Source organism: Streptomyces sp. NK15101, from assembly GCF_020400725.1.
Taxonomy (GTDB): Bacteria; Actinomycetota; Actinomycetes; order Streptomycetales; family Streptomycetaceae; genus Streptomyces.
On record NZ_JAINVG010000013.1, the window covers coordinates 82,520 to 107,749 of the forward strand.

Here is a 25,230-nt window from a genome sequence, read left to right on the forward strand (position 1 = left end):
CCTTTCAGGTCGTGGGGGGTGGGGATCAGGAACGGACTTCGAGCAGCGGGACGAGCTGCTCGGCAGGGGTCATGGACCCGTGCATGCCGACCATCGCGGACTCGTTGGGCTCGTTGACGGAGGCGGTGATCGCCACCTGGTCGTGGGCCGCGACGACGACGTCGCCGATCCGGCCGTACACCCGCTCGTCGACCTCGGCACCGAACCAGCCGAGGGAGATGGCCTCGTCCCGGCTCGCCACCCAGAACTGCTCGCCGACGACCTCGCGCCAGCAGGTGAGGACGTCCACCTCGGCGCCGGGCACGGCGTAGACGTGGCGGGCCCGTCCCTCGCCGCCGAGGAGGGCGACGCCCGCGCGCAGCTCCCAGTCCTCGTCGAAGTCGATGCGGTGCTGCTCGTCGAAGGGGATGTCGACCATGCCGTGGTCGGCCGTCACGTACAGGGCCGAGCGGGGCGGCAGTTGCTCGGCGAGCCGCTGCACGAGCCGGTCGACGAACATCAGCTGACCGCGCCAGGCGTCGGAGTCGATGCCGAAGCGGTGGCCGGCGCCGTCGAGTTCGCTGTAGTACGTGTAGACCAGCGAGCGGTCGCCGGCGGCGAGCTGCTCGGCGGCGAAGTCCATGCGCTCCTCGCCGGAGAGCCGCCCATGAAACGTTCCGCCACTGAGCGCGACCTTGGTGAGCGGGGTCTGCTCGAAGATCGGGGACGACACCTGGGCGGTGTGGATCCCGGCCTCGTGGGCGAATTGGAAGACGGTGGGGTACGGCTGCCAGACCTGCGGCGCGGTCCACGGCTTCCAGCGCAGCTGGTTCATCAGCTCGCCGGTCTCCGGGTTGCGCACGGTGTAGCCGGGCAGTCCGTGCGTCCCGGGGTGGCGGCCGGTGCCGACGGAGGCGAGCGAGGTCGCGGTGGTGGCGGGGAAGCCGGCGGTGACCGGACGGCCCGTGCCGCCCCGCGAGGAGCCGAGGAGCGAGGTCAGGTACGGGGCCTCGTCCGGGTGCGCCTTGATCTGCTCCCAGCCGAGCCCGTCGATCAGGAAGACGCAGTTCCGGTCGGCCGGGGTCAGTTCCGCGATCCGCGCCTCGAAACCGGCCACGCCCTGACCCGCCACCAGCGTCGGCAGCAGGTCGCCGAGCGAGCCGGAGGCGTACTCGGGCACGGGCGCGGTCTCCGGCGCGAGCGGGACCGGGTCGTCGGGCCAGCCGTGGGTCACGGCCGTGGGCTGCACCATCAGCGGGTCGGCGCGGCGGTGGCCGCGATGGCTTCGGAGAGGGCCTGGGCGAACGCGAGGGTCTGCCGGACGGTGTCCGGGCCGTCGCCGGCGTCGCTCACGCGCAGGCTGAGGTCGTCGGCGGTGGTGTTGCCGGTGTAGCCGTGGTCGGCGTCGCAGTTGGGGTCGCCGCAGGCGGCGGGCTCCAGGTCGATGCGGGAGACGGCGCCCCAGCCGATGGTGAGGACCACCTCGCGGGGCAGCGTGCCCGGCGTGTACGACTCGGGGTTGGCGACGACGCGGCTGACGACCACCGACGAGATCCGGTCGAGCTTCACGGACTCGGTGGAGGTGGTGGCGTACGGCGTCGGGGAGCTCGTGTCGGCGGCCTGCTCGTCGGTGTGGCTGACGATGAAGCGGTGCGGCGTCAGGACGAGGACGGTGACGTGGCGCCGGACCTCGTTCGCGTCGAAGGTGGTCTCCTGGTGGACCACGTACGACGAGACGGCCTCGCCACCGACGGCGGCCTCCACCGCCTCGGCCACGAGGGCCGGGTAGTAGCCGCTGCGCTCGATCGCCGCGCGCAGCCCCTGGGTCGTCGTACCGCTCTTTGCCATGGACTCCATCCTACGGGGCCGAGGGGCCCCCTCAGGTCCGTCCGCGGCGCGGCGGGCTCCGCCGGCCTCGGTGGCCGGAGGCCTCCAGGGGGCCCTCGGTGCCGTGACGGGCTCCGCAGGCCTCAGTACCGCGGCAGGCTCCGCGGGCCGAGGTCGGTGCGGGGCGCGGGCGGGGCCAGCCGGACGGTCGCACCGAGGACGGAGAGTCCGCGGGGCGCCACGACCACCGGTTCCAGGGAGACCGCGACCACCTCGGGGTGGTCGTCGACGAGCCGGGAGACCCTCAGCAGCAGCTCTTCGAGGGCCGGGGTGTCGACCGGGGCGGAGCCGCGCCAGCCGAAGAGCAGCGGGGCGGTGCGGAGGGAACGGACGAGCTCGGCGGCGTCCCGGTCGGTGGCCGGGACCAGCCGGTGGGCCGTGTCGCCGAGCAGCTCCGAGGCCGCGCCCGAGAGGCCGAAGGAGAGGACGGCGCCGACGGCCGGGTCGATCGCCGCGCGGACGACGGTGTCGACGCCCCGGGGCACCATCGCCTGGACGACCGGCTGGAGCTCCTCCGGCTTGCCGAGCACCTCGGTGACCTCGGCGTACGCCGTGCGCAGCTGCTCCTCGGCGGCGAGGTCGAGCCGGACGCCCCCGAGGTCGGGACGGTGGCGGAGGTGGGGCGCGGTCGTCTTGAGCGCGACGGGGTAGCCGAGCCGGCGGGCGGCCGCGACGGCGTCGTCGGGGGTGGGCGCGGGAAGGGTCGGCAGGACGGTGATGCCGTACCGGGCGAGCAGCGCCCCGGCCCCCTCGGTGTCGAGGGTCACACCGCGGGCGTCCACGTCTTCGGTGCCGAGGACCCCTTCGATGAGCGCGGCGGCCCCTGCCTCGTCGATGTCCTCGTACTCGGGCACCCGCCCGGGGTCGGCGGCCTGCCGTCGCCACTGCCCGTACCGCACGGCCTCGGCCAGAGCCCGCACGGCCCGCTCGGCGGCGGGGTAGGCGGGGATGGCGGCCTGGGCGGGGGTGCCGGGCTGCACCGGGGCGGCAGCCGTGGCCGCTTCGGTGACGCCTATGGCCGCTTCGGCGGTGCCCGTGGCCGCCCCGGTGGCGCCCGTGGCCGCCTCGGGACGTGGCGAGGACGCCGGGCCGGCCTTGGGACCGGGGCCTCCCGCTCCCGCCGGTCCCGCGGGCGGCGCCTCGGCGCGGGTCCCCGCCGGAGCACCGCCGGAACGATTCTCCGGGGGGACGGCCCCGCGCCCCGGCGCGGTGGGCCGGGTGCTCGTCGCCACCGAGAGGGCCTCCGCGAGGCCGCCCATCTCGACGTGGACGACGACGACCGGCTTCGTCGGCGCGGGGGCGGAGGCGACGGCCTCGCGGAGGGCGGCGGCGAGCACCTCGCCGTCGCCGAACTCGGTGGCTCCGTTCTCTCCCACCCAGGGGATCGCGTTGACGACGACCGCGTCGGACGTCTCGTCGGCGAGCGCCGCCACCAGCGCGTCCCGGAAGTCCGCCGGGACCGCCGCCGTCGTGAGGTCGAGCGGCCGCAGCGGGCGCAGCCCCTCCGTCAGGCAGGCGTCGTACGTGAGGAGTCCGAGCGACTCGGAGTTGCCGAGGATCGCGACCCGGGGACCGGCCGGCAGCGGCTGGGAGGCGAGGAGCAGTCCGGCGTCGACGAGTTCGGTGACGGTGTCGACGCGGATGACCCCGGCCTGGCGCAGCAGGGCGGAGACCGTGGCGTGCGGGATGCGGGTGACCGGCACCCGGTGGCCGGGCGGGGCGCTGCCGCTGTGCCGGGCGCCCTTGACGACGACGACCGGCTTGACGGCGGCGGTGCGGCGGGCGAGCCGGGTGAACTTCCGCGGGTTGCCGATCGACTCCAGGTAGAGGAGGACGACGTCGGTGCCGGGGTCGTCGTACCAGTGCTGGAGGAAGTCGTTGCCGGAGACGTCGGCGCGATTGCCGGCCGAGATGAAGGAGGAGAGCCCCGCGCCGCGCCGGTGCAGTCCGGCGAGGAGGGCGATCCCGATGGCGCCGGACTGGGTGAAGAGCCCGATCCGCCCGGCGGCCGGCATCTGCGGCGCGAGGGAGGCGTTGAGCCGGACGTCGTCGGCGGTGTTGATGATCCCGAAGGCGTTGGGGCCGATGATCCGCATGCCGTACGAACGGGCCTGCCGCACGAGTTCGCGCTGGCGCTCGCGGCCGGCGGCCCCGCTCTCGGCGTATCCGGCGGAGAGCACGACGAGGCCGCGCACCCCGTGTTCGCCGCAGTCCGCGACGGCCTCGGGCACCCGCTCGGCGGGGACGGCGACGACGGCCAGGTCCACCGGTTCGCCGATGGCGCCGACGGAGGGGTGGGCGGGGACGCCGTCGAGCTCGGCCTCTCCGGTGAGCGCGGCGTTCACCGCGTACACCCGGCCCGTGAAGCCGGCCCCGAGGAGGTTGCGGAGCACCGTCCGGCCGACGCCGCCCGGTGCGCGTCCGGCGCCGACGACGGCGACGGACCGGGGGGTGAGGAGGCGCTGCACGGAGCGCGCCTCGGCGCGCTGCTCCCGCGCGCGCTGGACGGCGAGGGAGCGGTCGGTCGGTTCGAGGTCGAGGTGGAGGCGGACGGAGCCGTCCTCGAAACTGCGCTTCTGGGTGTAGCCCGCGTCGGTGAAGACCTTGATCATCTTGGTGTTGGCGGGGAGCACCTCGGCGGCGAAGCGCCGGATGTCCCGCTCGCGCGCGACCGCCGCGATGTGTTCGAGGAGGGCGGAGGCGACGCCCCTCCCCTGGTGCGCGTCCTGGACGAGGAAGGCGACCTCGGCCTCGTCGGCGGGGGCCGAGGCGGGGAGTCCCCGGTCGTTGATGCGGTCGTAGCGGACGGTGGCGATGAACTCGCCGCCGACGGTCGCGGCGAGCCCGACCCGGTCCACGAAGTCGTGGTGGGTGAAGCGGTGGACGTCCTTGGCGGACAGGCGCGGGTAGGGGGCGAAGAAGCGGTAGTACTTCGACTCGTCCGAAACCTGCTCGTAGAAGCTGACGAGCCGGTCGGCGTCCTCGGCCGTGATGGGTCTGATGCGCGCGGTGCCGCCGTCGCGGAGCACCACGTCCGCCTCCCAGTGGTCGGGGTAGGCGTGCTCCGGCGGGGCCGGGGGTGCCGGTGGTTCCGCCGCTTCCGACTGCTCCGACGCGCTCTGCATGGGGCCAGCCTAGGGGGTGTCCCGCCGATCGGCCCGGCCTGATCGGCAGGACGCCCCCACGGCCGCGACACGACTGCGGCACCGGTCGCGGCGCGGGGGTGCGCGACGCAAGGTGTTGCAAGGTAGGGAGGGCCGAAGGGCGGTCCGGGCCGGGCCGGACCGACGGTCGGCGCGAACACCGCGCAACCCGTGAGAGACTGGTCTAGACAACCCGCTTGAGACTTGAAGGGCAACACCATGGCTGAGCGCCGCGTCAACGTCGGCTGGGCCGAGGGCCTGCACGCCCGCCCCGCGTCCATCTTCGTCCGTGCCGCCACGGCTTCCGGCGTGCCGGTGACGATCGCCAAGTCCGACGGCACCCCCGTGAACGCCGCCTCCATGCTCGCGGTGCTCGGCCTGGGCGCGCAGGGCGGCGAGGAGATCGTCCTCGCCTCGGAGGCCGACGGCGCCGAGGCCGCGCTCGACCGCCTCGCGAAGCTGGTCGCCGAGGGCCTGGACGAGCTGCCCGAGACCGTCTGACCCCGGCCCCCCGGAGGACGAATGGCCGTGGTCGCCGGAATTCCGGCGACCACGGCCATTCGCATTCCCCCGTTTATTCTCCGGGCAGCACGAAAAGCTCCGCCCGAATACCTGCTTCTTTGTATACGGTACGCGCGTTAATTCCGGACGCTCGTCGTGTTGACGGCATGTTGCGAAACCCTCACACGACCTCGCTCCGGATTCTTCAGCCGGTGCAGCGGCAGCGAGCGCTCCGCGTGCAGCGCGGTCAGCGCCCGCGCCCGTTCGGCGTCGCCGCGCGCCACGGCGTCCACGATCGCGCCGTGCTCGGCCCAGGCCTCGACCGGCTGGGCGGGCTGCTCCACGACGTGCGTCCAGGCGATCTTGTGCCGCAGCTGGGTGAGCAGCGCCGTGAGGGCCGGGCTCCCGGAGGCCTGCGCGAGGGTCTCGTGGAACCAGCCGCCGAGCGAGCGCAGGTCCTCGCCCTGGCCGCGCCTGGCCCGCTCCTGCCCCAGCCTCACCAGGCCGCGCAGCACCTTGAGGTGCGCCTCGGTGCGTCGCTGCGCGGCCCGGGCGGCGCCCAGCGGTTCGAGCAGCGCCCGCATGTCGAGGAGGTCGGCGGCCTCCTGCTCGGTCGGCTCGGCGACCTGGGCGCCCGCGTGCCTCCGGGTGACGACGAAGCCCTCGGACTCCAGGGTGCGCAGCGCCTCGCGGACCGGGACCCGGGAGACCCCGTACCGGCGGGCGAGCTGCTCCTCGGCCAGTCGAGCGCCCCGCTCGAACACGCCGGAGACGATGTCGTCCCGGATCGCCGTGCATACCGAGTGCGCGGGAATGCGCATGTCCGACCTCCGCCTTGGTGCGCGCGAGACAATTCGAGCGGCGCCTGTTCTGCGCCGATCTTCGACTCTATTGCAGCACGCCGGAATTTCCGACGCCCCGGCGGAATCCATGGCTGTCCTCCGGTCAGCGAAAAGCCCCGGCTCAGTACGAGCCGGGGCTTTTGCGACGCGGTGCGCGGCGGAGCGGGGTCAGAGGTTGACGCCGCGGGCGCGGAGGTACGCGATCGGGTTGATGTCCGAGCCGTACTCGGCGCTCGTGCGCGCCTCGAAGTGGAGGTGCGGGCCGGTGGAGTTGCCGGTCGAGCCCGAGATGCCGATCTGCTGGCCCGGCTCGACGGTCTGGCCGACGTAGACCCCGATGGAGGAGAGGTGCCCGTACTGGGTGTACGTGCCGTCGTTCATCCGGATGACGATGTTGTTGCCGTACGCGCCGCCCCAGCCGGCCTCGACGACGGTGCCGGAACCGACGGAGACGACCTGGGTGCCGTAGGCGGCGTGGAAGTCGACGCCGGAGTGGCTGCCGGAGGACCAGAGCGAGCCGCCGGTCTTGTAGCCGGTGGAGACGTACGAGCCGGCGACGGGGAGCTGGAAGGCGGCCAGGCGACGGCGCTCGGCCTCACGGGCGGCGCGCTCGCGCTCCAGGCGGATCTCCTTGGCGCGGGCCTCGGCCTTGCGCTTCGCCTCGGCCTTGGCCTTGGCCTCGGCGATGGCCTCGACGGCCTCCTGCTCCTGGGCGGTGGCCTGGGCGTTGATCCGGTCGACGAGGGATTCCTCGGTGATCACCTGGGTGAGACCGGTGTCCTCGGCGGAGCGGTTGTCCGTGTCGGCGGCGAGCGCCGGGGAGGCGAGGGTTCCGATGACGCCGGTGGTGGCGAGCGTCGCGGCGCCGGCGATGCCCGCGCTGCGGCGCGCCATCCGGCTCGGAGCACGATGCTTCCCGGTGGCACGGGTGAACGCCATGAAGAGGCTGGTCCTTTCCTTCCTTCTCGCCTACCGGGTTAGCTGACGGGTTCGGAGCAGGAAGGTCTCCTACGAGCCCCTCCGCACGAGGCGAAGGCGCCCGATTCACCCCAGGGACTGCGTGGGTCCCCGGCTCCCCAGGCTCGCGCCTGACGGGGACTCGGCGATGACTGTCCGATGCCGCGGTTGCGGCACGTGCAACTGACGAACAGCCGCACCGACGCTATGCGGATCGTCTTTCAATCACCAACCAGACAGGCTTTTTGTAAGACATGCCACATGGCAAACGATCACTCTTGACTGCAATACGGACAAAGCGGAGGACCCCGACGAACCATGCCGTCGGGGCCCCGCCGTTGTCGCCTCGGAGCCGGAATCAGCCCGTCACGACGGTCACTTCACCGATGCCGAGCGCGCGCACCGGCTCCGCGATCTGCGCCGCGTCCCCGACGAGCACGGTGACGAGCCGGTCCACCGGGAAGGCGCTGACCACGGCGGCCGTCGCCTCGACGGTGCCGGTCTCGGCCAGGCGCGCGTACAACTGGGCCTGGAAGTCGTCCGGGAGGTGCTGCTCGACCTGGTCGGCGAGCGTCCCGGCGACCGAGGCGGCCGTCTCGTACTTGAGGGGCGCCACCCCGACGAGGTTCTGCACGGCCGTCTCGCGCTCCGCGTCGGTGAGGCCCTCGGCGGCGAGGGTGCGCAGCACCTTCCACAGGTCCTCGAGAGCCGGGCCGGTGTTGGGGGTGTCGACGGATCCGCTGATGGCGAGCATCGCGGCGCCGTTCCCCTCGGCGTCCGAGCGGAGCACCTGGCCGAAGGCCCGCACGCCGTACGTGTAGCCCTTCTCCTCGCGCAGGACCCGGTCCAGACGGGAGGTCAGGGTGCCGCCGAGGCAGTACGTGCCGAGGACCTGGGCCGGCCAGACGCGGTCGTGCCGGTCGGGGCCGATCCGGCCGATCAGCAGCTGCGTCTGGACGGCGCCGGGGCGGTCCACGATGACGACCCGGCCGGTGTCGTCGGCGGTGATCGGCGGCATCGGGAGGGGCTCGGCCGGCTCGCCGGCCCAGGCGCCCAGCGTCTCGGCGAGGACCTTGTCGAGGTCGACGCCGGTCAGGTCGCCGACGATCACCGCGGTGGCCGTGCCCGGCCGGACGTACGCGTCGAAGAAGGCGCGGACGGCGGCGGCGTCGATCGCGGCGACGGTCTCCTCGGTGCCCTGGCGCGGCCGGGACATCCGGGACTCCGCCGGGAACAGCTCCTTGGAGAGCTGCTTGGCCGCGCGGCGCGCCGGGTTGGCCGTCTCGTGCGGGATCTCGTCGAGACGGTTGCGCACCAGGCGCTCGATCTCGGTCTCCAGGAACGCCGGGGCGATCAGGGCCTCGGCGAGCAGGCCGAGCGCCTTGGGCAGCCGGGAGACCGGGACCTCCAGGGAGACCCGTACGCCCGGGTGGTCGGCGTGCGCGTCGAGCGTGGCGCCGCAGCGCTCCAGCTCGGCCGCGAACTCCTCGGCGCTGTGCCGGTCGGTGCCCTCGGAGAGCGCGCGGGCCATGATGGTGGCGACACCGTCGAGACCGGCGGGCTCGGCGTCCAGCGGAGCCGGCAGGAAGATCTCCACGGCCACGACCTGCTGGCCGGGGCGGTGGCTGGTGAGCACGGTCAGACCGTTGTCCAGCTTCCCGCGGTCCGGGGCCGGGAAGGCCCACGGCCGGGGGGCGCCCGGCTGGGGCTGCGGGTGGAAGTCCATGCTCGTCAAAGACGCGGCGGCGTCGGTCACTGGTCCGCTCCCTCTTCTTCGTCGTCGCCGTCGGCGTCGCTCTGCTCGGTCGCCAGGGGCTCGTAGACGAGCACCGCGCGGTTGTCGGGGCGCAGCTTGGCCGCGGCGACCGCCCGCACCTCCTCGGCGGTGACGGCCAGGACGCGGTCGACGGCGGTCAGGGCGAGCTGCGGGTCGCCGAACAGCACGGCGTACCGGCACAGTTCGTCGGCGCGGCCCGCGACGGTGCCGAGCCGGTCCAGCCACTCGCGCTCCAGCTGGGCCTGCGCGCGCTCCATCTCCTCGGGCGTGGGGCCCTCGGCGGCGAACCGGGCCAGCTCCTCGTCGACGGCCGCCTCGATCTGCGGGACCTCGACGCCCCCGGAGGTCTTGACGTCCAGCCAGCCCAGCGAGGGCGCCCCGGCGAGCCGCAGCAGGCCGAAGCCGGCGGCGACGGCCGTACGGTCACGGCGGACCAGGCGGTTGTGCAGGCGGGAGGACTCCCCGCCGCCCAGGACCGTCAGGGCCAGGTCGGCGGCGTCGCACTCGCGCGTGCCGTCGTGCGGCAGCCGGTAGGCGGCCATCAGCGCGCGCGCCGGGACCTCCTCCTCGACGACCTCGCGCAGCTGCTCGCCGATGACCTCGGGCAGGTCGCCGGGGCGCGGCTCGGGCTTGCCGTCATGGGCGGGGATGGAGCCGAAGTACTTCTCCACCCAGGCGAGCGTCTGCGCCGGGTCGATGTCGCCGACGACGGACAGCACCGCGTTGTTCGGGGCGTAGTACGTGCGGAAGAAGTTCCGCGCGTCCTCCAGGGTGGCCGCGTCCAGGTCGGCCATGGAGCCGATCGGCGTGTGGTGGTAGGGGTGGCCCTCCGGGTAGGCGAGGGCGGTCAGCTTCTCGAAGGCCGTGCCGTACGGCACGTTGTCGTAGCGCTGGCGGCGCTCGTTCTTGACGACGTCCCGCTGGTTCTCCATGGACTCGTCGTCCAGGGCGGCGAGCAGCGAGCCCATGCGGTCGGCCTCCAGCCAGAGCGCGAGCTCCAGCTGGTGCGTGGGCATGGTCTCGAAGTAGTTGGTGCGCTCGAAGCTCGTCGTGCCGTTGAGCGAACCGCCGGCGCCCTGCACCAGCTCGAAGTGGCCGTTCCCGTGCACCTGCTTCGAACCCTGGAACATCAGGTGCTCGAAGAGGTGGGCGAGGCCCGTACGGCCCTTGACCTCGTGACGCGAGCCGACGTCGTACCAGAGGCAGACCGCGGCGACCGGGGTCAGGTGGTCCTCGGAGAGCACCACGCGCAGGCCGTTCGCCAACCGGTGCTCGGTCGCTGTCAGGCCGCCGGAGCCGGCCTCGGCCATGGCCGTGTGACCCATGGGCATGTACGTCCCTTCGATCGCGATGTGAAAAAGTCCTGCCACTGTATGCAAGCGCGCCGACACCTGGCGAAGTTCCCGACCCTTCGTGATGTCCCTCTTCCGGGTCGCGGTCGGCGTTGTCGGTGGCACGGTCCACAATGGTCCGCGTCAGATCAACCTTGTTGGTGAAGGAGCCGCAGCCGCGATGGCCCGCCGCAGCACGAAGACACCGCCGCCGGACGACGCGTTCGAGGAGCGAATCCTCGACATCGACGTCGTCGACGAGATGCAGGGCTCCTTCCTCGAGTACGCGTACTCGGTGATCTACTCGCGCGCCCTCCCCGACGCCCGCGACGGCATGAAGCCCGTCCAGCGACGCATCGTCTACCAGATGGGCGAGATGGGGCTCCGCCCCGACCGCGGCTTCGTCAAGTGCGCCCGTGTCGTCGGCGAGGTGATGGGCAAGCTCCACCCGCACGGCGACGCGTCGATCTACGACGCGATGGTCCGCATGGCACAGCCCTTCTCCATGCGCCTCCCCCTCGTCGACGGCCACGGCAACTTCGGCTCCCTGGGCAACGACGACCCGCCGGCCGCCATGCGGTACACCGAGTCGCGGATGGCCCCGGCCGCGCTCCTCATGACCGAGTCCATCGACGAGGACACGGTCGACTTCGCACCGAACTACGACGGCCAGGAGCAGGAGCCGGTGGCGCTCCCCGCCGCCTACCCGAACCTGCTGGTCAACGGCGCGTCCGGGATCGCGGTCGGCATGGCGACGAACATGCCCCCGCACAACCTCGGCGAGGTCGTCGCGGCCGCCCGCCACCTGATCCGCCACCCGAACGCCGACCTCGAGACGCTGATGCGCTTCGTGCCCGGCCCCGACCTGCCGACCGGCGGCCGGATCGTCGGCCTCTCCGGCATCAAGGACGCGTACGAGTCGGGCCGCGGCTCCTTCAAGATCCGCGCCACCGCGACCGTGGAGACCGTGACGGCGCGCCGCAAGGGCATCGTCGTGACCGAGCTGCCCTTCACGGTGGGCCCCGAGAAGGTCGTCTCCAAGATCAAGGACCTGGTCGGCTCCAAGAAGCTCCAGGGCATCGCGGACGTCAAGGACCTCACCGACCGCAGCCACGGCCTGCGTCTGGTCATCGAGATCAAGAACGGCTTCGTGCCCGAGGCGGTCCTGGAGCAGCTCTACAAGCTGACGCCGATGGAGGAGTCCTTCGGCATCAACAACGTGGCGCTGGTCGACGGGCAGCCGCTGACCCTCGGCCTCAAGGAGCTCCTGGAGGTCTACCTCGACCACCGCTTCGACGTGGTCCGGCGCCGCTCCGAGTTCCGCCGCGCCAAGAAGCGCGACCGGCTCCACCTGGTCGAGGGCCTCCTCGTCGCGCTGCTCGACATCGACGAGGTCATCCGGCTCATCCGGGAGAGCGAGAACTCCGCCCAGGCCAAGGAGCGCCTGATGGAGCGCTTCTCGCTGAGCGAGATCCAGACGCAGTACATCCTGGACACCCCGCTGCGCCGCCTCACCAAGTTCGACCGCCTGGAGCTGGAGACCGAGCGCGACCGCCTCAACGGCGAGATCGACGAGCTGACCGGGATCCTCGAGTCCGACGCGGAGCTGCGCAAGCTGGTCTCGGCGGAGCTGGCGGCCGTCGCCAAGAAGTTCGCCACGGACCGGCGGACGGTCCTCCTGGAGTCGGCGGGCGCGCCCGTCTCCGCCGTGCCCCTGGAGGTCGCGGACGACCCGTGCCGGGTGCTGCTCTCCTCGACGGGCCTGCTGGCCCGGACGGTGACCGAGCACCTCCCGCCCGCGGAGGACGGCAAGCGGTCCAAGCACGACGTGATCGTCTCGGCGGTCGCGGCCACCCAGCGCGGTGACGTCGGCGTGGTGACCTCGGCCGGCCGGCTGCTGCGCCTCCCGGTGATCGACCTGCCGCAGCTCCCGGACACCGCGAGCGCCCCGAACCTGGCGGGCGGCGCGCCGCTGGCGGAGTTCCTCTCCCTGGAGGGGGACGAGACGGTGGTCTGCCTGACCACGCTGGAGGAGTCCTCGCCGGGCCTCGCCCTCGGCACGCTGCAGGGCGTGGTGAAGCGCGTGGTGCCGGACTACCCGGCGAACAAGGACGAGCTGGAGGTCATCACCCTCAAGGAGGGCGACCGGATCGTCGGCGCGACGGAGCTGCGGACGGGCGAGGAGGACCTGGTCTTCATCACCTCCGACGCCCAGCTGCTGCGCTACCCGGCCTCGCAGGTGCGGCCCCAGGGCCGCCCGGCGGGCGGCATGGCGGGCATCAAGCTCGCCGCGGGCGCCGAGGTGATCTCGTTCACGGCCGTCGACCCGGCGGCCGACGCCGTGGTCTTCACCGTCGCGGGCGGCACGGGCACCCTGGACTCCTCGACGGGCACGTCGGCGAAGCTGACCCCCTTCGACCAGTACCCGCGCAAGGGCCGCGCGACCGGCGGCGTGCGCTGCCAGCGCTTCCTGAAGGGCGAGGACATCCTGACCTTCGCCTGGGCCGGCGCCACCCCGGCCCGCGCCGCCCAGAAGACCGGCGCCCCGGTGGACCTCCCCGAGGCGGACCCCCGCCGCGACGGCTCGGGCACTCCCCTCCCGAAGCCGGTCGACGTGGTGGCGGGCCCGGCCTCCTGACCGGAGCGACGACGGCACGACGCAACGAGAACCCCGTCCGGCAGGCACGTCGCCTGCCGGACGGGGTTCTCTTCTCTCCGGACCACCGGACGGCCCTCGGAACCGCGGGGTAGCCTCGGGCCGGTGACCGGCCGGGGGGCTGCTCCGGCACGTCTGCCGCCGAGTGAAGGATGGCCGCGTTGACGGACGAAGCTTTCGGCATCGACAAGCGCCCGCTCCACGACCTGCTCCGACAGGTCGCGGACGGCAGGGCGCAGCTCCCCGAGTTCCAGCGGGGCTGGGTATGGCCCCATCCGAACATCACGGCGCTGCTCGCTTCCGTCTCCCAGGGCTTCCCGGTCGGCACGGTCATGACGCTGCAGTCCGGCGGAGACGTCCGGTTCAAGCACCGGCCCGTGGAGGGGGCGGCTCCGCCGCCGGGCACCGAGCCGGAGACCCTCGTCCTCGACGGCCAGCAGCGCCTCACCTCGCTCTTCCAGTCGATCATGCTGAACAAGCCCGTGGCGACCCAGGACGTGCGCAAGCACCGGGTGACGGGCTGGTTCTACGCCGACATGCGCGCGGTCCTGGACGAGCACACCGACCGCGAGGACGCGATTCGTTTCCTGCCGCAGGACAAGATCCTCAAGAGCTTCCGCGGTGAGGTGATCGAGGACTACTCGACCAGGGAGAAGGAGTTCGAGGCCCACTTCTTCCCGTTGAGCTGCGTCCTCGACCCCGATGAGTGGGAGTCGGGCTTCGAGGAGTACTGGGATCTCGACAAGGAGAAGCGACTCCTCTGGAGAGCGTTCGAGAAGGCGTTCATCAAGCCGTTCGCCCACTACCACGTCCCCGTGATCTCCCTCGGCAAGAACACCGCCCGCCAGGCCGTCTGCCAGGTCTTCGAGAACGTCAACACCGGCGGCGTCTCCCTCACGGTCTTCGAACTGCTCACCGCCACCTTCGCGGCGGACGAGTTCGATCTCAGGCGGCACTGGGACAAGGAGGTGAAGGCCTCCTGGCAGGCGCCGGAGTACCGCATCCTCAAGGACGTGTCGAACACGGACTTCCTCCAGTCGGTGACCCTGCTCGCCACGGCCGCCCGGCGCGAGGACGCGGTGGCGCTCGGGGTCACGGAGGAACGGCTTCCGCGCGTCGGCTGCAAGCGCAAGGACATGCTGGAGCTCCGGCTCGACGAGTACGAGCGGTTCGCACCCCTGGTCGTGCAGGGCTTCAAGCGCGCGGCGAAGTTCCTGCACCAGCAGTTCGTCTTCGACACCCGCTTCCTGCCGTACGGCGCCCAGCTCATCCCGCTCGCCGCGATCCTGGCCCTCGCGGGTGACGACGCGCAGAGCGCCGGGGCCCAGCACAAGCTCGCCCGCTGGTACTGGTGCGGAGTCTTCGGCGAGCTGTACGGCGGCTCGACCGAGACCCGGTTCAGCCACGACCTGCCGGACGTCGTCGGCTGGATCAGGGGGACCTCGGGCGAGCCCCGCACCGTCGAGGCCGCCGAGTTCGCGCCCAGTCGGCTGCTGACGCTGAGGACCCGCAACAGCGCCGCGTACAAGGGCGTCTACGCGCTGCTGCTCAAGGCCGGCGCCATGGACTGGCGCACCGGCGAGAAGGCGGAGATCACCGGGTACTTCGACGAGTCGATCGACATCCACCACATCTTCCCGAAGGTGTGGTGCCAGAGGGAGGGCGAGGACCCGGGGCGCTACAACTCCATCATCAACAAGACCCCGCTGACCGCTCGTACCAACCGGATCATCGGCGGCAACGCGCCCTCCGAGTACCTGGTGAAGCTCGCCAAGAGCGCGGAGTCCACGCCCGAGGTGGTCCACGGGCACATCCGGTCCCACCTCGTCGCGCCGGAGCTCATGGCGCTCGACGACTTCGCGGCGTTCTTCGCCGCCCGGAAGGCCGCGCTGCTCGCGCGGGTGTCCGCCGAGATGGGCAAGACCATCGTGGACGACGGGACCGAGTCCGCCGTCCTGGACGAGGCCGACGTCGAGGCGCTGGAGACCGCCGAGCTCGTGGAGGCCTACTGACCCGGGCGGGTCAGGCGAAGTCCTCCTCCCCCTCCTCCGTCCGCTGCACGTACCGCAGGACGCCCCACATGCCGTGCTCGTCGGGGGCGTCCTGCGGTCCGTTCAGCTCGCAGGAGGCGAGCTCCTTGCGCAGGGCGGGCGCGTCGATGCCCGAGCCGATCAGGACGAGCTGGGTGAGGCGTTCCCCGCCGGCGGGCCAGGGCTCGGGGTAGAAGCGCAGGAAACGGCCGACCGCGTGCACGCCGTAGCGGTTGGCCGGATCGGCCTGGCCGAAGTCGACGAACCCCTTGATCCGGTAGAGGCCCTCGGGGCGCGAGTCGAGGAAGGCCATGAGACGGCGCGGGTGCAGCGGCGTCGCGGCCGTCAGCGAGAGGCTCTCGTAGGCCGCGTGCGGGTGGGCGTCGCCGGCGTCCTCGGAGCCGTACAGGATGTCCTCGATCGACATCTGGCCCTCGATCTCGCCCTCCGGCACGACCCGGTCGAAGAGCAGCTCCGGGTCGACGCGCCCGTGGGAGGCCTCGACCACGGCGGCGCGCCCGGCGAGTCCGGCCACCGTCTCCCGTACGCTCCGCAGCTCGTCCGCGGCCACCCGGTCCGTCTTGTTGACGACGACGAGGTCGGCGAGGCCGAGGTGCCGGTCGGTCCCGGGGTGCCGCTGCCGGGTGGCCGCGAACTCGGACGCGTCGACGACCTGGACGAGCCCTCCGTACACCACCCGCTCGTTCTCGCTGGCCAGCACCATGCGGACCAGTTCCTCCGGCTCCGCGAGCCCGCTCGCCTCGATCACGATCACGTCGAGCCGGGACTCGGGCCGGGTCAGGACCTCCAGGTACTCGTCGAGCTCGCCGGCGTCGACGGCGCAGCACAGGCAGCCGTTGCCGAGGGAGACGGTGGAGCCGACCTGGCCGGCGACGGTCATCGCGTCGATGCCGATGTCACCGAAGTCGTTGACCATGACTCCGATACGGGTGCCCCGGGCGCTGCGCAGCAGGTGGTTGAGGAGCGTGGTCTTCCCGGCTCCGAGAAACCCGGCCAGGACGACGACGGGGATCTGCTGCGTGGTCAAGGGACGTGCCTCCGGTTCCTTCGGGTCCCACGGGCGTGGGAAACCCCCAGAATAGGCGTCCGTTCCGTCACCATTTCCGGTCCCCGGCCGCGGCCCCTTACCGTTTCCGGCATGAGCCCCGCACAGACCGCTCCCCCGCGCCCCCGTGCGCGCCGTCGACGGTTCGGGTGGCCGCAGCGGGTGTTCTCGCAGGTCCTGCTGATGCAGCTGGCCATCGCGACCGGTGTGACCGTCCTCGCCACCGGCCTCTTCCTCGCCCCGCTGAGCGCCCAGCTCGACGACCAGGCCATGCGGCGGGCCCTGGCCATCGCCGGGACCACCGCGTCGCCCCGGCTCGCCGCCGACCTCACCGGCAGCCCGCCGTCCGCGCGGGGCCCGGTCCAGGCCGAGGCGGAGCGGATCAGGACCTCCACGGGCGCCGAGTACGTCGTGGTCATGGACACCCACGGGGTGCGCTGGTCGCACACCGACCCCGCGCGGATCGGCAGGCTCGTCTCGACCGACCCGAGCACCGCCCTCGCCGGTCACGAGGTGATGGAGATCGACAGCGGCACCCTGGGCCGCTCGGCACGCGGCAAGGTGCCGCTGCGGGACGCCGACGGGCGGATCGTCGGCGCGGTCTCCGTCGGCATCGAGTACGACAGCGTCCGCGACCGGCTCCTCGCCGCCATCCCCGGCCTCCTCGCCTACGCGGGCGGCGCGCTCGCGGCCGGGGCGCTCGCCGCCTATCTGATCTCCCGGCGGCTCCAGCGGCAGACCCACGACCTGGCCTTCTCCGACATCTCCGCCCTCCTCGCCGAACGCGAGGCCATGCTGCACGGCATCCGCGAGGGCGTCGTGGCCCTCGACCGCCACGGCTCCGTACGGCTCATGAACGACGAGGCGCAGCGCCTCCTCGGCCTCGGCCCCGAGGCGGCGGGCCGGCCGCTCGACGAGGTCCTCGGTGCCGGCCGGACCGCCGACGTCCTCACCGGCCGGGTCACCGGCGAGGACCTGCTCACCGTCCGGGGGCACCGGGTGCTGATCGCCAACCGGATGCCCACGGACGACGGCGGCGCCGTGGCGACCCTCCGCGACCGCACCGAGCTGGAACGTCTCGGGCGCGAGCTCGACTCCACCCGGGGTCTGATCGACGCGCTCCGCGCCCAGGACCACGAGCACGCCAACCGGCTGCACACCCTCCTCGGTCTGCTGGAGCTGGAGATGCACGAGGAGGCGGTCGAGTTCGTCACGGAGGTGGTCGGCGTGCACCGGGCCACCGCCGAGCAGGTCACGGAGAAGGTCCACGACCCGCTCCTCGCCGCGCTCCTGGTCGGGAAGGCGACCGTCGCCGCCGAGCGGGGCGTCTCGCTGCGGCTCGGGCCCGACTCCCTGCTGCCGGACCGGCTCGTCGACCCGCGCGAGCTGGTCACCGTCGTCGGCAACCTGGTCGACAACGCCCTGGACGCCGTCGCCGGCACCCCCGGCGCCCGCATCGAGGTCTCCTTCCGCGCCGAGGGCCGTACGGTGGTGCTGCGGGTCTCGGACAGCGGCCCTGGCGTCCCGGAGGGCCGCCGCGAGCTGATCTTCACCGAGGGCTGGACGACGAAGGCGCTGCCGTCCCACGGCAAGCGCGGTCTCGGCCTCGCCCTGGTGCGCCGCCTCGCCGAGCGCCGGGGCGGCACCGCCGAGGTGGCGGGCGGCCCCGAGGGCGGCGCCGTGTTCACGGTCGTCCTCCCGGACGCCCTGACCGAACCGGAGTTCCCCGAACCGGAGCCGGCCGGCTCCGGATCCGCCGAGGAGGCACGATGATCGACGTGCTCGTCGTGGACGACGACGTGCTGGTCGCGCGGATCAACGCCGCCTATGTCGCCAAGGTGCCCGGCTTCCGGGTCGTCGCCACCGCCCACTCGACCGCCGAGGCGCTCGCCGTGCTGGACGGACAGCCGGTCGACCTGATCCTCCTGGACCACTACCTGCCCGACGAGAACGGACTCGCGGCGGTACGGGAGCTCCGGTCCCGCGGCCACCAGTGCGACGTCATCATGGTGACGGCGGCCCGTGACGTGGCCACCGTGCAGTCGGCGATGCGGCACGGGGCCCTGCAGTACCTGGTCAAGCCGTTCAACTTCGCCGGGCTCCGCACCAAGCTGGAGGCGTACGCGACGCTCCGCCGCGCCCTGGAGAACGGCGGCGAGGCGGAGCAGGCCGAGGTGGACCGGATCTTCGGGGTCCTGTCGGCGGGCACCGTCGCCCCCGACCTGCCCAAGGGCCACTCCCCCACCACGGCCGAGGTGGTCCGGCGGGTACTGCTCGCCGCCGACGGCCCGCTGTCCGCGCAGGAGATCGCCGAGCGGGCCGGCGTCAGCCGCCAGACCGCGCAGCGCTACCTCAAGCTCCTGGAACGCACCGGCCGGGTGCGTCTCTCCCTCCGGTACGGCGAGACGGGCCGCCCCGAGCACCGGTACGCCTGGACGGGCTCACCGACCGGCGGCTGACATCCCCGCGGGACGGTCAGACGGCACCCGCGCCCGTCAGGGCCCGCACCTCGGTCTCCGCGTGCCGGGCCTCGTCGGGCGGCTCGGTCGAGGTGACCGTACCGATCCATCCGGCCAGGAAGCCGAGCGGGATGGAGACCGCTCCCGGGTTCTGCAACGGGAAGAGGTGGAAGTCGACGCCCGGGAACAGCGATTCCGCGCTGCCGGAGACGACCGGGGAGACCAGGACGAGCAGCACCGCCGGGATCAGGCCGCCGTACACCGCCCAGACCGCGCCCCGGGTGGTGAACTTCCGCCAGAACAGCGAGTAGAGCAGCACCGGCAGATTGGCGGAGGCCGCCACCGCGAAGGCCAGCCCGACGAGGAAGGCCACGTTGAGGTCGCGGGCGAGCAGCCCGAGGCCGATGGCGGCCGCGCCGATCCCGGCGGCGGCGACCCTGGCCACGGCCACCTCGCTGTACTGCTTCACTTGCCGGCGGCGCAGCGAGGCGTACAGGTCGTGGGCGACGGAGGCCGAGGAGGCCAGCGTGATCCCCGCGACGACGGCGAGGATGGTCGCGAAGGCGACGGCGGCGACGACCGCGAAGAGCACCGTGCCGCCGGTGGAGCCCGCGCCGCCGCCGAGATCGAGGGCGAGCAGCGGCACGGCGGTGTTCCCGGAGGCGCTGGAGGCACGGACCTCGTCGGGGCCGATCAGCGCGGCCGCGCCGAAGCCGAGCACGATGGTCATCAGGTAGAAGCTGCCGATGAGCCCGATGGACCAGACGACGGAGCGGCGGGCGGCCCGGGCGGTCGGCACGGTGTAGAAGCGCGACAGGATGTGCGGCAGTCCCGCCGTGCCCAGGACGAGGGCGAGCCCGAGGCTGATGAAGTCGAGGCGGGCCGTCCAGTCCCCGCCGTAGCGCAGTCCGGGCGCGAGGAAGTCCACACCGTGCCCGCTGCGCTCGGCAGCGGTGGAGAGCAGACCGTTCACGTCGCCGTGGAACCGGAGCAGGACGAGGACGGTGAGCGCGATCGTGCCCGCCATGAGCAGGACCGCCTTGACGATCTGGATCCACGTGGTGGCCCGCATGCCTCCGAGCGACACGTAGATCACCATCAGCGCGCCCACGCCGACCACCGTCCACGAGCGCGCGGCCTCGCTGGAACCGCCGAGCAGCAGCGCCACCAGGCTCCCGGCCCCCACCATCTGGGCCACGAGGTACAGCACGGAGACGGCCACCGAGGACGTTCCGGCGGCGATCCGCACCGGCCGCTCCGCCATCCGTGCGGCGACGACGTCTGCCAGCGTGAACCGCCCGCAGTTGCGCACCAGTTCGGCGACCAGCAGGAGCACCACCAGCCAGGCGACGAGGAAGCCGACGGAGTACAGCATGCCGTCGTAGCCGTAGAGCGCGATCAGCCCGGAGATGCCCAGGAAGGAGGCCGCGGACATGTAGTCCCCGGCGATGGCGAACCCGTTCTCCAGGGGGGAGAACAGCCGCCCCCCGGCGTAGAACTCCTCCGCCGAACCGTGGCGGTGGCGGCTCACCCAGGTGGTGATCCCCAGGGTCACGGCGACGAACACGCTGAACAGCACGAGCGCCAGGGTCTGATGGCTTCCGGTCACAGCTGCACCGCCCCTCGGGTCATCTCCTGCGTGTCCCAACGCAGTTCCAGTGCGGCCCGGTCTCTGCGCAGCCGCGCATGGCGCGCGTAGGCCCAGGTCAGCAGGAAGGTGGTGAGGAACTGACCGAGCCCCGCGACCATCGCCACGTTCACCGCTCCGGCCACCGGCCGCGCCATCAGCCCGGGCGCCGCGGTCGCCGCCACCACATAGGCGAGGTACCACAGGAGGAACGCCAGGGTGGCCGGGAAGACGAACCGGCGGTAGCGGCGGCGCACTTCCTGGAAGGCGGGGCTCCGCTGGACTTCCAGATAGATCTCCGCCGCGCTGTGGACCCGCTGCGGCGGCACCGCGTCGGGGCGGCCGTCGCCGGACGTCCCGGCCGCCGCTTCCACGCCCCGACCGGAAGCCGTCGCGTCGTACCAGGGGTCGTCGACCGCCATCCCCGTAGCGTCGCGCCCCTCTTGCCTGTCCACCTGCTCCACCGGCCAACTCTCCTTGTCAGCGAACCGTTTCGGCCGCGTGCACAAGGATGGACAGAGCGGGAAGATCCCGGACTCTTCTCCTTCCTCTCTTCACCCCATCAGGTGACTCTTCTCCCAGGCGCCCTGACCAGACCGTGCTGATATGCGTACCGCACGGCCTGGGCGCGGTCGCGCACCCCGGTCTTGGCGAAGAGGTTGTTGATGTGGGTCTTCACCGTGGCCGTGGAGATCCGCAGCCGTCCCGCGATCTCCGGGTTGGACAGCCCCTCCGCGATCAGCGCGAGCACCTCCGTCTCCCGCTCGGTCAGACCGTCCGCGTACGGTCCGGACGAGCCGCCCGCCCCCGGCGCCGCCCCAGCCCCCCGGCCCGTCACCGACCGCACCCCGGAACCGGAGCCGGCCTCTGCCCCTGCCCCGGGCCCGACCCCAGGCCCAGGCCGATCGGACCGTTCGCCCTGGCCCTCCCGATCGTCCCGGCCGCTGCGGTCGTCCCGGTCCTCTTGGTCGCTGCGGTCGTCCCGATCGTCTCGGTCCTCCCGGTCGATCAGCCGCTCGAGGAGTCGCAGCTGCACCGAGGGGGAGAGCCCGGCCCGCCCGTCGATCACGTCCCGCACGGCCCGCTGGATCTCCTCCCCGCCGGCGTCCTTGGTGAGGTAACCGCGTGCCCCGGCCCGCAGCGCCGGGAACAGCGAGTCGTCGTCGGCGTAGGTGGTGAGCACGACGACCTCCGTCGCGGGGTGCCGGTCGCGAATCCTGCGGGTTGCCTCGACTCCGTCGCAGCGGGGCATCCGCAGATCCATCAGGACGACGTCGGGAGCGAGCTCAGCGGTGAGCGTGACCGCCTCCTCCCCGTCCCGGGCCGATCCGACGACTTCGATCCCGGGAAGCAGCCCCAGTAGCATCACGATCCCCTCCCGCACGACGGCCTGGTCGTCGGCGACGACGACCCGTGCGACGCGGTCGCCGTCCGCGGCGCTCATGCCGGCACCCGCAGCCGCACCGTGAACCCGGGCCCCTCGGGCCCCGCGTCCAGGCTGCCGCCGAGCAGTTCGGCCCGCTCTCTCATGCCGAGCAGTCCGTACCCGGAGCCGGAGGTCCCCAGCTCCTCCGCCACTCGCGCGCCGTCGATCGCCCGGGGCGGCCCGGAGTCGCGTATCTCCAGGGAGATCTCGTCCCTCCCGTAGGCGAACCGGATCCTGGTCCGGGCGCCCGGGGCATGTTTGCGGACGTTGGTGAGGGCCTCCTGCGCGACCCGCCGCACCGCCTGCGAGGCCTCGGCGGGCAGGTCCCGGCGTTCACCGGTGACATCGACCTCTGCACGGTCCTCCCGCGCCAGTTCCCGCAGATAGTCCTCGACCGGGGCCATGTCCCCGCGCAGGGCCGAGAGCGCGTGGCGGGTCTCGGCGAGTCCCTCCCTGGCCATGGAACGGGCCGAGGTCACGAGCCTGAGGATCTCCGAGCGGTCCGCCCCGGCCTCGATCTGGAGCCGTGCGACCTCCAGGTGCACCATCTGGGCGGAGAGGCTGTGGGCGAGCACGTCATGTATCTCCCGGGCGATCCTGGCCCGCTCGGCGAGCGCCGCCGAGGCGGCTTCCGCCTCCCTGGCGAGCCGTTCCTGAGCGAGCAGCTGGAACCCGGCTCCTCGCGCCTCGGCGTCCAGCCGGAGCGAGTAGCCGGCGAGCAGCACGGCCGCCGTGGTGACACCGGCCCCGGCGATCCCGGTCTCGTCGGCCTCCATGAACCCCGCCACGAGGACCGCCACGGTGGCCAGTCCCGCGGGGAGCGGCAGTCTCCCCATCGCCAGGACCGAGACGACGATCCAGAGGACCGTCGCGGGCGTCGGAGCGCCTGCCGCATAGGCTCCTAGGCCGCAGAGCGCGATCACCGCGAGCAGTCCCAGCGAGGCCCTCAGACGTCGGTCGAGGGTCGTGTGGTGGTACCGCACCCCCGCCGCCACACAGAGCCCGAACCCCAGCGGAGGCAACGGCGCGTACCAGCCGCCGAACGCACCCGAGGTGTAACAGCCGGTGAGCACCAGGACGCTGAGGCCCGCGAGCATCGTGTGATCGAGAACGATGCGCCCGCGTGGCACACCGACGCGAGTGAGCGCCTCCCGCGAGGGCCAGGAGCCCCAGGAAGTGCCGCGCGTCCGCCCCCTGCCCTCTCGTGCCCCCTCGCTCGTACTCGCGCTCGTAATCGTGCCCGTGGCCGTCCCGGTGCCCGTGCTCGCGAACCCTGGATCGCGCTTCTCGCCCATGTCCGTCCCCCTCCGACACTTCGATGCTACGGAGAGTAGGGGCCGGTGTGATCGGCCCGTGGGTGGAGCGTGTGGCTCCACCCACGGGTGGAGCCACTCAGGCGTCGATGCGCGAGCGGTCGAGCGTCGCCGCCGAGCTGGTGATGAACTCCTTGCGGGGCGCCACGTCGTTGCCCATGAGGAGGTCGAAGACCTGCTCGGCCGCGTCCAGGTCGCCGATGTTGATCCGGCGCAGGGTGCGGTGGCGCGGGTCCATCGTGGTCTCCGCGAGCTGGTCCGCGTCCATCTCGCCCAGACCCTTGTAGCGCTGGATGGCGTCCTTGTAGCGGACCCCCTTGCGCTGGAACTCCAGCAGGGTCTGCCGCAGCTCGCTGTCCGAGTACGTGTAGACGTACTTGTCCTGGCCCCTCTTGGGCTGGACGAGCTCGATCCGGTGCAGCGGCGGCACCGCGGCGAAGACTCGGCCCTGCTCGACCATGGGCCGCATGTAGCGCTGGAACAGAGTCAGCAGCAGGGTGCGGATGTGGGAGCCGTCGACGTCGGCGTCGGTCATCATGATGACCTTGCCGTAGCGGGCGGCGTCGATGTCGAAGGTGCGGCCCGAGCCCGCTCCTATGACCTGGATGATCGCGCCGCACTCGGCGTTCTTGAGCATGTCCGAGACGGACGACTTCTGGACGTTGAGGATCTTTCCGCGGATCGGCAGCAGGGCCTGGAACTCGCTGTTCCGGGCGAGCTTGGCCGTGCCGAGGGCCGAGTCTCCCTCGACGATGAAGAGCTCGCTGCGCTCCACGTCGTCGCTGCGGCAGTCCGCGAGCTTGGCCGGCAGCGAGGAGGACTCGAGCGCGGTCTTCCTGCGCTGCGCCTCCTTGTGCTGCCGGGCCGCGATCCGGGTCCGCGCCGCGGCGACGGTCTTCTCGAGCACGGCGCGGGCCTGCGCCTTGGCGTCCCGCTTGGTGGAGGTGAGGAAGGCCTTGAGCTCCTTGGCCACCACGTTCGCCACGATCCGGCGGGCGGCGGAGGTGCCGAGGATCTCCTTGGTCTGCCCCTCGAACTGCGGCTCGGCGAGGCGGACCGTCACGACGGCCGTGAGCCCCTCCAGGGCGTCGTCCTTGACGATGTCGTCCTCGGCGACGCGCAGCATCTTGGCCGAGCGCAGCACCTCGTTCACCGTCTTGGTGACGGCCTGCTCGAAGCCCGAGACGTGGGTGCCGCCCTTGGGGGTGGCGATGATGTTGACGAAGGACTTGACCGTGGTGTCGTAGCCGGTGCCCCAGCGCAGGGCGACGTCCACGGCGAGCTCGCGGGTGACTTCGGTCGGGGTCATGTGGCCGCGCTCGTCGAGGACCGGGACGGTCTCCTTGAAGGTGCCCTGCCCGGTGAGGCGCTGGATGTCGCAGACGGCCTTGTCCTGGGCGAGGTACTCGCAGAACTCGCTGATGCCGCCGTCGAAGCGGAAGGTCTCCTCGCTCTTGCCGACGCCGGCCAGGTCCCGCTCGTCGCGGACGACGATGGTGAGGCCCGGGACGAGGAAGGCGGTCTGCCGGGCGCGCTGGTGGAGCGTCTCCAGGGAGAGCTTGGCGTCCTTGAGGAAGATCTGCCGGTCCGCCCAGTAGCGGACGCGCGTGCCGGTGCGGGTCTTGGGGACGCGCTTGCCCTTGATGAGGCCGTTGGCCGGATCGAAGGGGCTGTCGGGGCCCGGCTCGGTGAAGATGCCGGGGACACCGCGGCGGAAGGAGATCGAGTGGGTCGCGCTGTTCCGGTCGACCTCGACGTCGAGGCGGGCGGACAGGGCGTTGACGACGGAGGCGCCGACGCCGTGCAGACCACCGGACGCCGCGTACGACCCGCCGCCGAACTTTCCGCCGGCGTGCAGCTTGGTCATGACGACCTCGACGCCGGAGAGGCCGGTCTTGGGCTCGACGTCGACCGGGATGCCCCGGCCGTTGTCCCGGACCTCGACGGAGCCGTCGTCGTGGAGGATGACCTCGATGTGGTCGCAGTAGCCACCGAGGGCCTCGTCGACCGAGTTGTCGATGATCTCCCAGATGCAGTGCATCAGACCGCGGCTGTCGGTGGACCCGATGTACATGCCGGGGCGCTTGCGGACCGCTTCGAGCCCTTCGAGTACGAGCAGGTGCCGAGCGGTGTAGTTGGAACCGTCACGGTCTGCGGTCAGCAGCGCACTGGACGGCACGGACGTCTCGGCGGTCACGCGGTTCGCTCCTCGCTGAATTTGAAATCTGGCCCGGTG

Annotated in this window: 18 protein-coding genes and 1 riboswitch; of the genes, 5 read left to right on the forward strand and 13 right to left on the reverse strand. The window is 72.4% G+C overall.

What is annotated here, in order from left to right; genetic code table 11:
- Positions 1-25: 25 nt before the first annotated feature.
- From K7G60_RS10340 to K7G60_RS10350, 3 genes are all read right to left on the reverse strand, one after another.
- Positions 26-1,231, reverse strand: a complete 1,206-nt coding sequence (locus K7G60_RS10340; protein ID WP_225800519.1) for an alkaline phosphatase family protein — start codon at positions 1,229-1,231, stop codon at positions 26-28.
- Positions 1,231-1,827, reverse strand: coding sequence for a DUF5998 family protein (locus K7G60_RS10345; protein ID WP_225800520.1), 597 nt, complete (start codon positions 1,825-1,827; stop codon positions 1,231-1,233). The genes K7G60_RS10340 and K7G60_RS10345 overlap by 1 nt, the downstream gene beginning before the upstream one ends.
- 122 nt (positions 1,828-1,949) lie before the next feature.
- Positions 1,950-4,991, reverse strand: coding sequence for a GNAT family N-acetyltransferase (locus tag K7G60_RS10350; RefSeq protein WP_225800521.1), 3,042 nt, complete (start codon positions 4,989-4,991; stop codon positions 1,950-1,952).
- Positions 4,992-5,228: 237 nt separating this feature from the next.
- Here K7G60_RS10350 and K7G60_RS10355 point away from each other — a divergent pair, with 237 nt between their 5' ends.
- Positions 5,229-5,510, forward strand: coding sequence for an HPr family phosphocarrier protein (locus K7G60_RS10355; RefSeq protein ID WP_015036698.1), 282 nt, complete (start codon positions 5,229-5,231; stop codon positions 5,508-5,510).
- 137 nt (positions 5,511-5,647) lie between these two features.
- Here K7G60_RS10355 and K7G60_RS10360 read toward each other — a convergent pair whose 3' ends face one another.
- The 4 genes from K7G60_RS10360 to K7G60_RS10375 all read right to left on the reverse strand — a co-directional run bounded on the left by K7G60_RS10360 (position 5,648) and on the right by K7G60_RS10375 (position 10,417).
- Positions 5,648-6,331, reverse strand: a complete 684-nt coding sequence (locus tag K7G60_RS10360) for a GntR family transcriptional regulator (protein WP_225800522.1) — start codon at positions 6,329-6,331, stop codon at positions 5,648-5,650.
- A gap of 189 nt (positions 6,332-6,520) precedes the next feature.
- Positions 6,521-7,291, reverse strand: coding sequence for a M23 family metallopeptidase (locus tag K7G60_RS10365; protein ID WP_225800523.1), 771 nt, complete (start codon positions 7,289-7,291; stop codon positions 6,521-6,523).
- A gap of 12 nt (positions 7,292-7,303) precedes the next feature.
- A riboswitch (cyclic di-AMP (ydaO/yuaA leader) is annotated at positions 7,304-7,467 on the reverse strand.
- A 200-nt stretch (positions 7,468-7,667) separates the two neighbouring features.
- Positions 7,668-9,035 carry a pitrilysin family protein gene (locus K7G60_RS10370; RefSeq protein WP_263985746.1) on the reverse strand — a complete coding sequence of 456 codons (1,368 nt, stop codon included), beginning with the start codon at positions 9,033-9,035 and terminating at the stop codon, positions 7,668-7,670.
- A 26-nt stretch (positions 9,036-9,061) separates the two neighbouring features.
- Positions 9,062-10,417: a pitrilysin family protein gene (locus tag K7G60_RS10375; RefSeq protein ID WP_225800525.1), complete on the reverse strand. Its 1,356-nt coding sequence runs from the start codon at positions 10,415-10,417 to the stop codon at positions 9,062-9,064.
- 181 nt (positions 10,418-10,598) lie between these two features.
- On the opposite strand from K7G60_RS10375, the gene K7G60_RS10380 reads away from it, so the two are divergent.
- The gene (locus tag K7G60_RS10380) at positions 10,599-13,055 is read left to right on the forward strand and encodes a DNA topoisomerase (ATP-hydrolyzing) subunit A (protein WP_225800526.1); all 2,457 of its coding nucleotides are present in this window, start codon (positions 10,599-10,601) and stop codon (positions 13,053-13,055) included.
- A gap of 179 nt (positions 13,056-13,234) precedes the next feature.
- Positions 13,235-15,085: a DUF262 domain-containing protein gene (locus K7G60_RS10385; RefSeq protein ID WP_225800527.1), complete on the forward strand. Its 1,851-nt coding sequence runs from the start codon at positions 13,235-13,237 to the stop codon at positions 15,083-15,085.
- Positions 15,086-15,095: 10 nt separating this feature from the next.
- Here the strand turns inward: K7G60_RS10385 and K7G60_RS10390 are convergent, their stop codons facing one another.
- Entirely contained in the window at positions 15,096-16,151 is a 1,056-nt protein-coding gene (locus tag K7G60_RS10390) for a GTP-binding protein (protein WP_225800528.1), read from the reverse strand.
- 111 nt (positions 16,152-16,262) lie between these two features.
- Between K7G60_RS10390 and K7G60_RS10395 the strand changes: the two genes are divergently transcribed.
- Positions 16,263-17,942: a sensor histidine kinase gene (locus tag K7G60_RS10395; RefSeq protein ID WP_225800529.1), complete on the forward strand. Its 1,680-nt coding sequence runs from the start codon at positions 16,263-16,265 to the stop codon at positions 17,940-17,942.
- Positions 17,939-18,628 (forward strand): response regulator, encoded by a 690-nt coding sequence (locus tag K7G60_RS10400; RefSeq protein WP_225800530.1) that lies wholly within the window; start codon positions 17,939-17,941, stop codon positions 18,626-18,628. Before K7G60_RS10395 ends, K7G60_RS10400 begins: the two co-directional genes overlap by 4 nt.
- A 16-nt stretch (positions 18,629-18,644) precedes the next feature.
- Here the strand turns inward: K7G60_RS10400 and K7G60_RS10405 are convergent, their stop codons facing one another.
- The 5 genes from K7G60_RS10405 to K7G60_RS10425 form a co-directional block, all read right to left on the reverse strand.
- A complete protein-coding gene (locus tag K7G60_RS10405; RefSeq protein WP_225800531.1) occupies positions 18,645-20,237 on the reverse strand; it encodes a cation acetate symporter in 1,593 nt (530 codons plus the stop codon).
- Positions 20,234-20,677: a DUF485 domain-containing protein gene (locus K7G60_RS10410; RefSeq protein ID WP_225800532.1), complete on the reverse strand. Its 444-nt coding sequence runs from the start codon at positions 20,675-20,677 to the stop codon at positions 20,234-20,236. The genes K7G60_RS10405 and K7G60_RS10410 overlap by 4 nt, the downstream gene beginning before the upstream one ends.
- Positions 20,678-20,817: 140 nt before the next feature.
- On the reverse strand, positions 20,818-21,699 hold the full coding sequence (locus tag K7G60_RS10415) for a response regulator transcription factor (protein WP_225800533.1): 882 nt from the start codon (positions 21,697-21,699) through the stop codon (positions 20,818-20,820).
- Complete coding sequence (locus K7G60_RS10420) at positions 21,696-22,778, reverse strand: sensor histidine kinase (RefSeq protein ID WP_225800534.1); 1,083 nt, start codon at positions 22,776-22,778, stop codon at positions 21,696-21,698. The genes K7G60_RS10415 and K7G60_RS10420 overlap by 4 nt, the downstream gene beginning before the upstream one ends.
- 295 nt (positions 22,779-23,073) lie before the next feature.
- Entirely contained in the window at positions 23,074-25,191 is a 2,118-nt protein-coding gene (locus K7G60_RS10425; RefSeq protein WP_225800535.1) for a type IIA DNA topoisomerase subunit B, read from the reverse strand.
- Positions 25,192-25,230: the final 39 nt, after the last annotated feature.

What these genes read in the sequence shown, in the direction of transcription:
- K7G60_RS10340 (WP_225800519.1), bottom strand. Translation starts at nt 1,231, where the DNA reads ATGGTGCAGCCCACGGCCGTGACCCACGGCTGGCCCGACGACCCGGTC.
- K7G60_RS10345 (WP_225800520.1), bottom strand. Translation starts at nt 1,827, where the DNA reads ATGGCAAAGAGCGGTACGACGACCCAGGGGCTGCGCGCGGCGATCGAG.
- K7G60_RS10350 (WP_225800521.1), bottom strand. Translation starts at nt 4,991, where the DNA reads ATGCAGAGCGCGTCGGAGCAGTCGGAAGCGGCGGAACCACCGGCACCC.
- K7G60_RS10355 (WP_015036698.1), top strand. Translation starts at nt 5,229, where the DNA reads ATGGCTGAGCGCCGCGTCAACGTCGGCTGGGCCGAGGGCCTGCACGCC.
- K7G60_RS10360 (WP_225800522.1), bottom strand. Translation starts at nt 6,331, where the DNA reads ATGCGCATTCCCGCGCACTCGGTATGCACGGCGATCCGGGACGACATC.
- K7G60_RS10365 (WP_225800523.1), bottom strand. Translation starts at nt 7,291, where the DNA reads ATGGCGTTCACCCGTGCCACCGGGAAGCATCGTGCTCCGAGCCGGATG.
- K7G60_RS10370 (WP_263985746.1), bottom strand. Translation starts at nt 9,035, where the DNA reads ATGGACTTCCACCCGCAGCCCCAGCCGGGCGCCCCCCGGCCGTGGGCC.
- K7G60_RS10375 (WP_225800525.1), bottom strand. Translation starts at nt 10,417, where the DNA reads ATGCCCATGGGTCACACGGCCATGGCCGAGGCCGGCTCCGGCGGCCTG.
- K7G60_RS10380 (WP_225800526.1), top strand. Translation starts at nt 10,599, where the DNA reads ATGGCCCGCCGCAGCACGAAGACACCGCCGCCGGACGACGCGTTCGAG.
- K7G60_RS10395 (WP_225800529.1), top strand. Translation starts at nt 16,263, where the DNA reads ATGAGCCCCGCACAGACCGCTCCCCCGCGCCCCCGTGCGCGCCGTCGA.
- K7G60_RS10400 (WP_225800530.1), top strand. Translation starts at nt 17,939, where the DNA reads ATGATCGACGTGCTCGTCGTGGACGACGACGTGCTGGTCGCGCGGATC.
- K7G60_RS10410 (WP_225800532.1), bottom strand. Translation starts at nt 20,677, where the DNA reads ATGGCGGTCGACGACCCCTGGTACGACGCGACGGCTTCCGGTCGGGGC.
- K7G60_RS10415 (WP_225800533.1), bottom strand. Translation starts at nt 21,699, where the DNA reads ATGAGCGCCGCGGACGGCGACCGCGTCGCACGGGTCGTCGTCGCCGAC.
- K7G60_RS10420 (WP_225800534.1), bottom strand. Translation starts at nt 22,778, where the DNA reads ATGCTCGCGGGCCTCAGCGTCCTGGTGCTCACCGGCTGTTACACCTCG.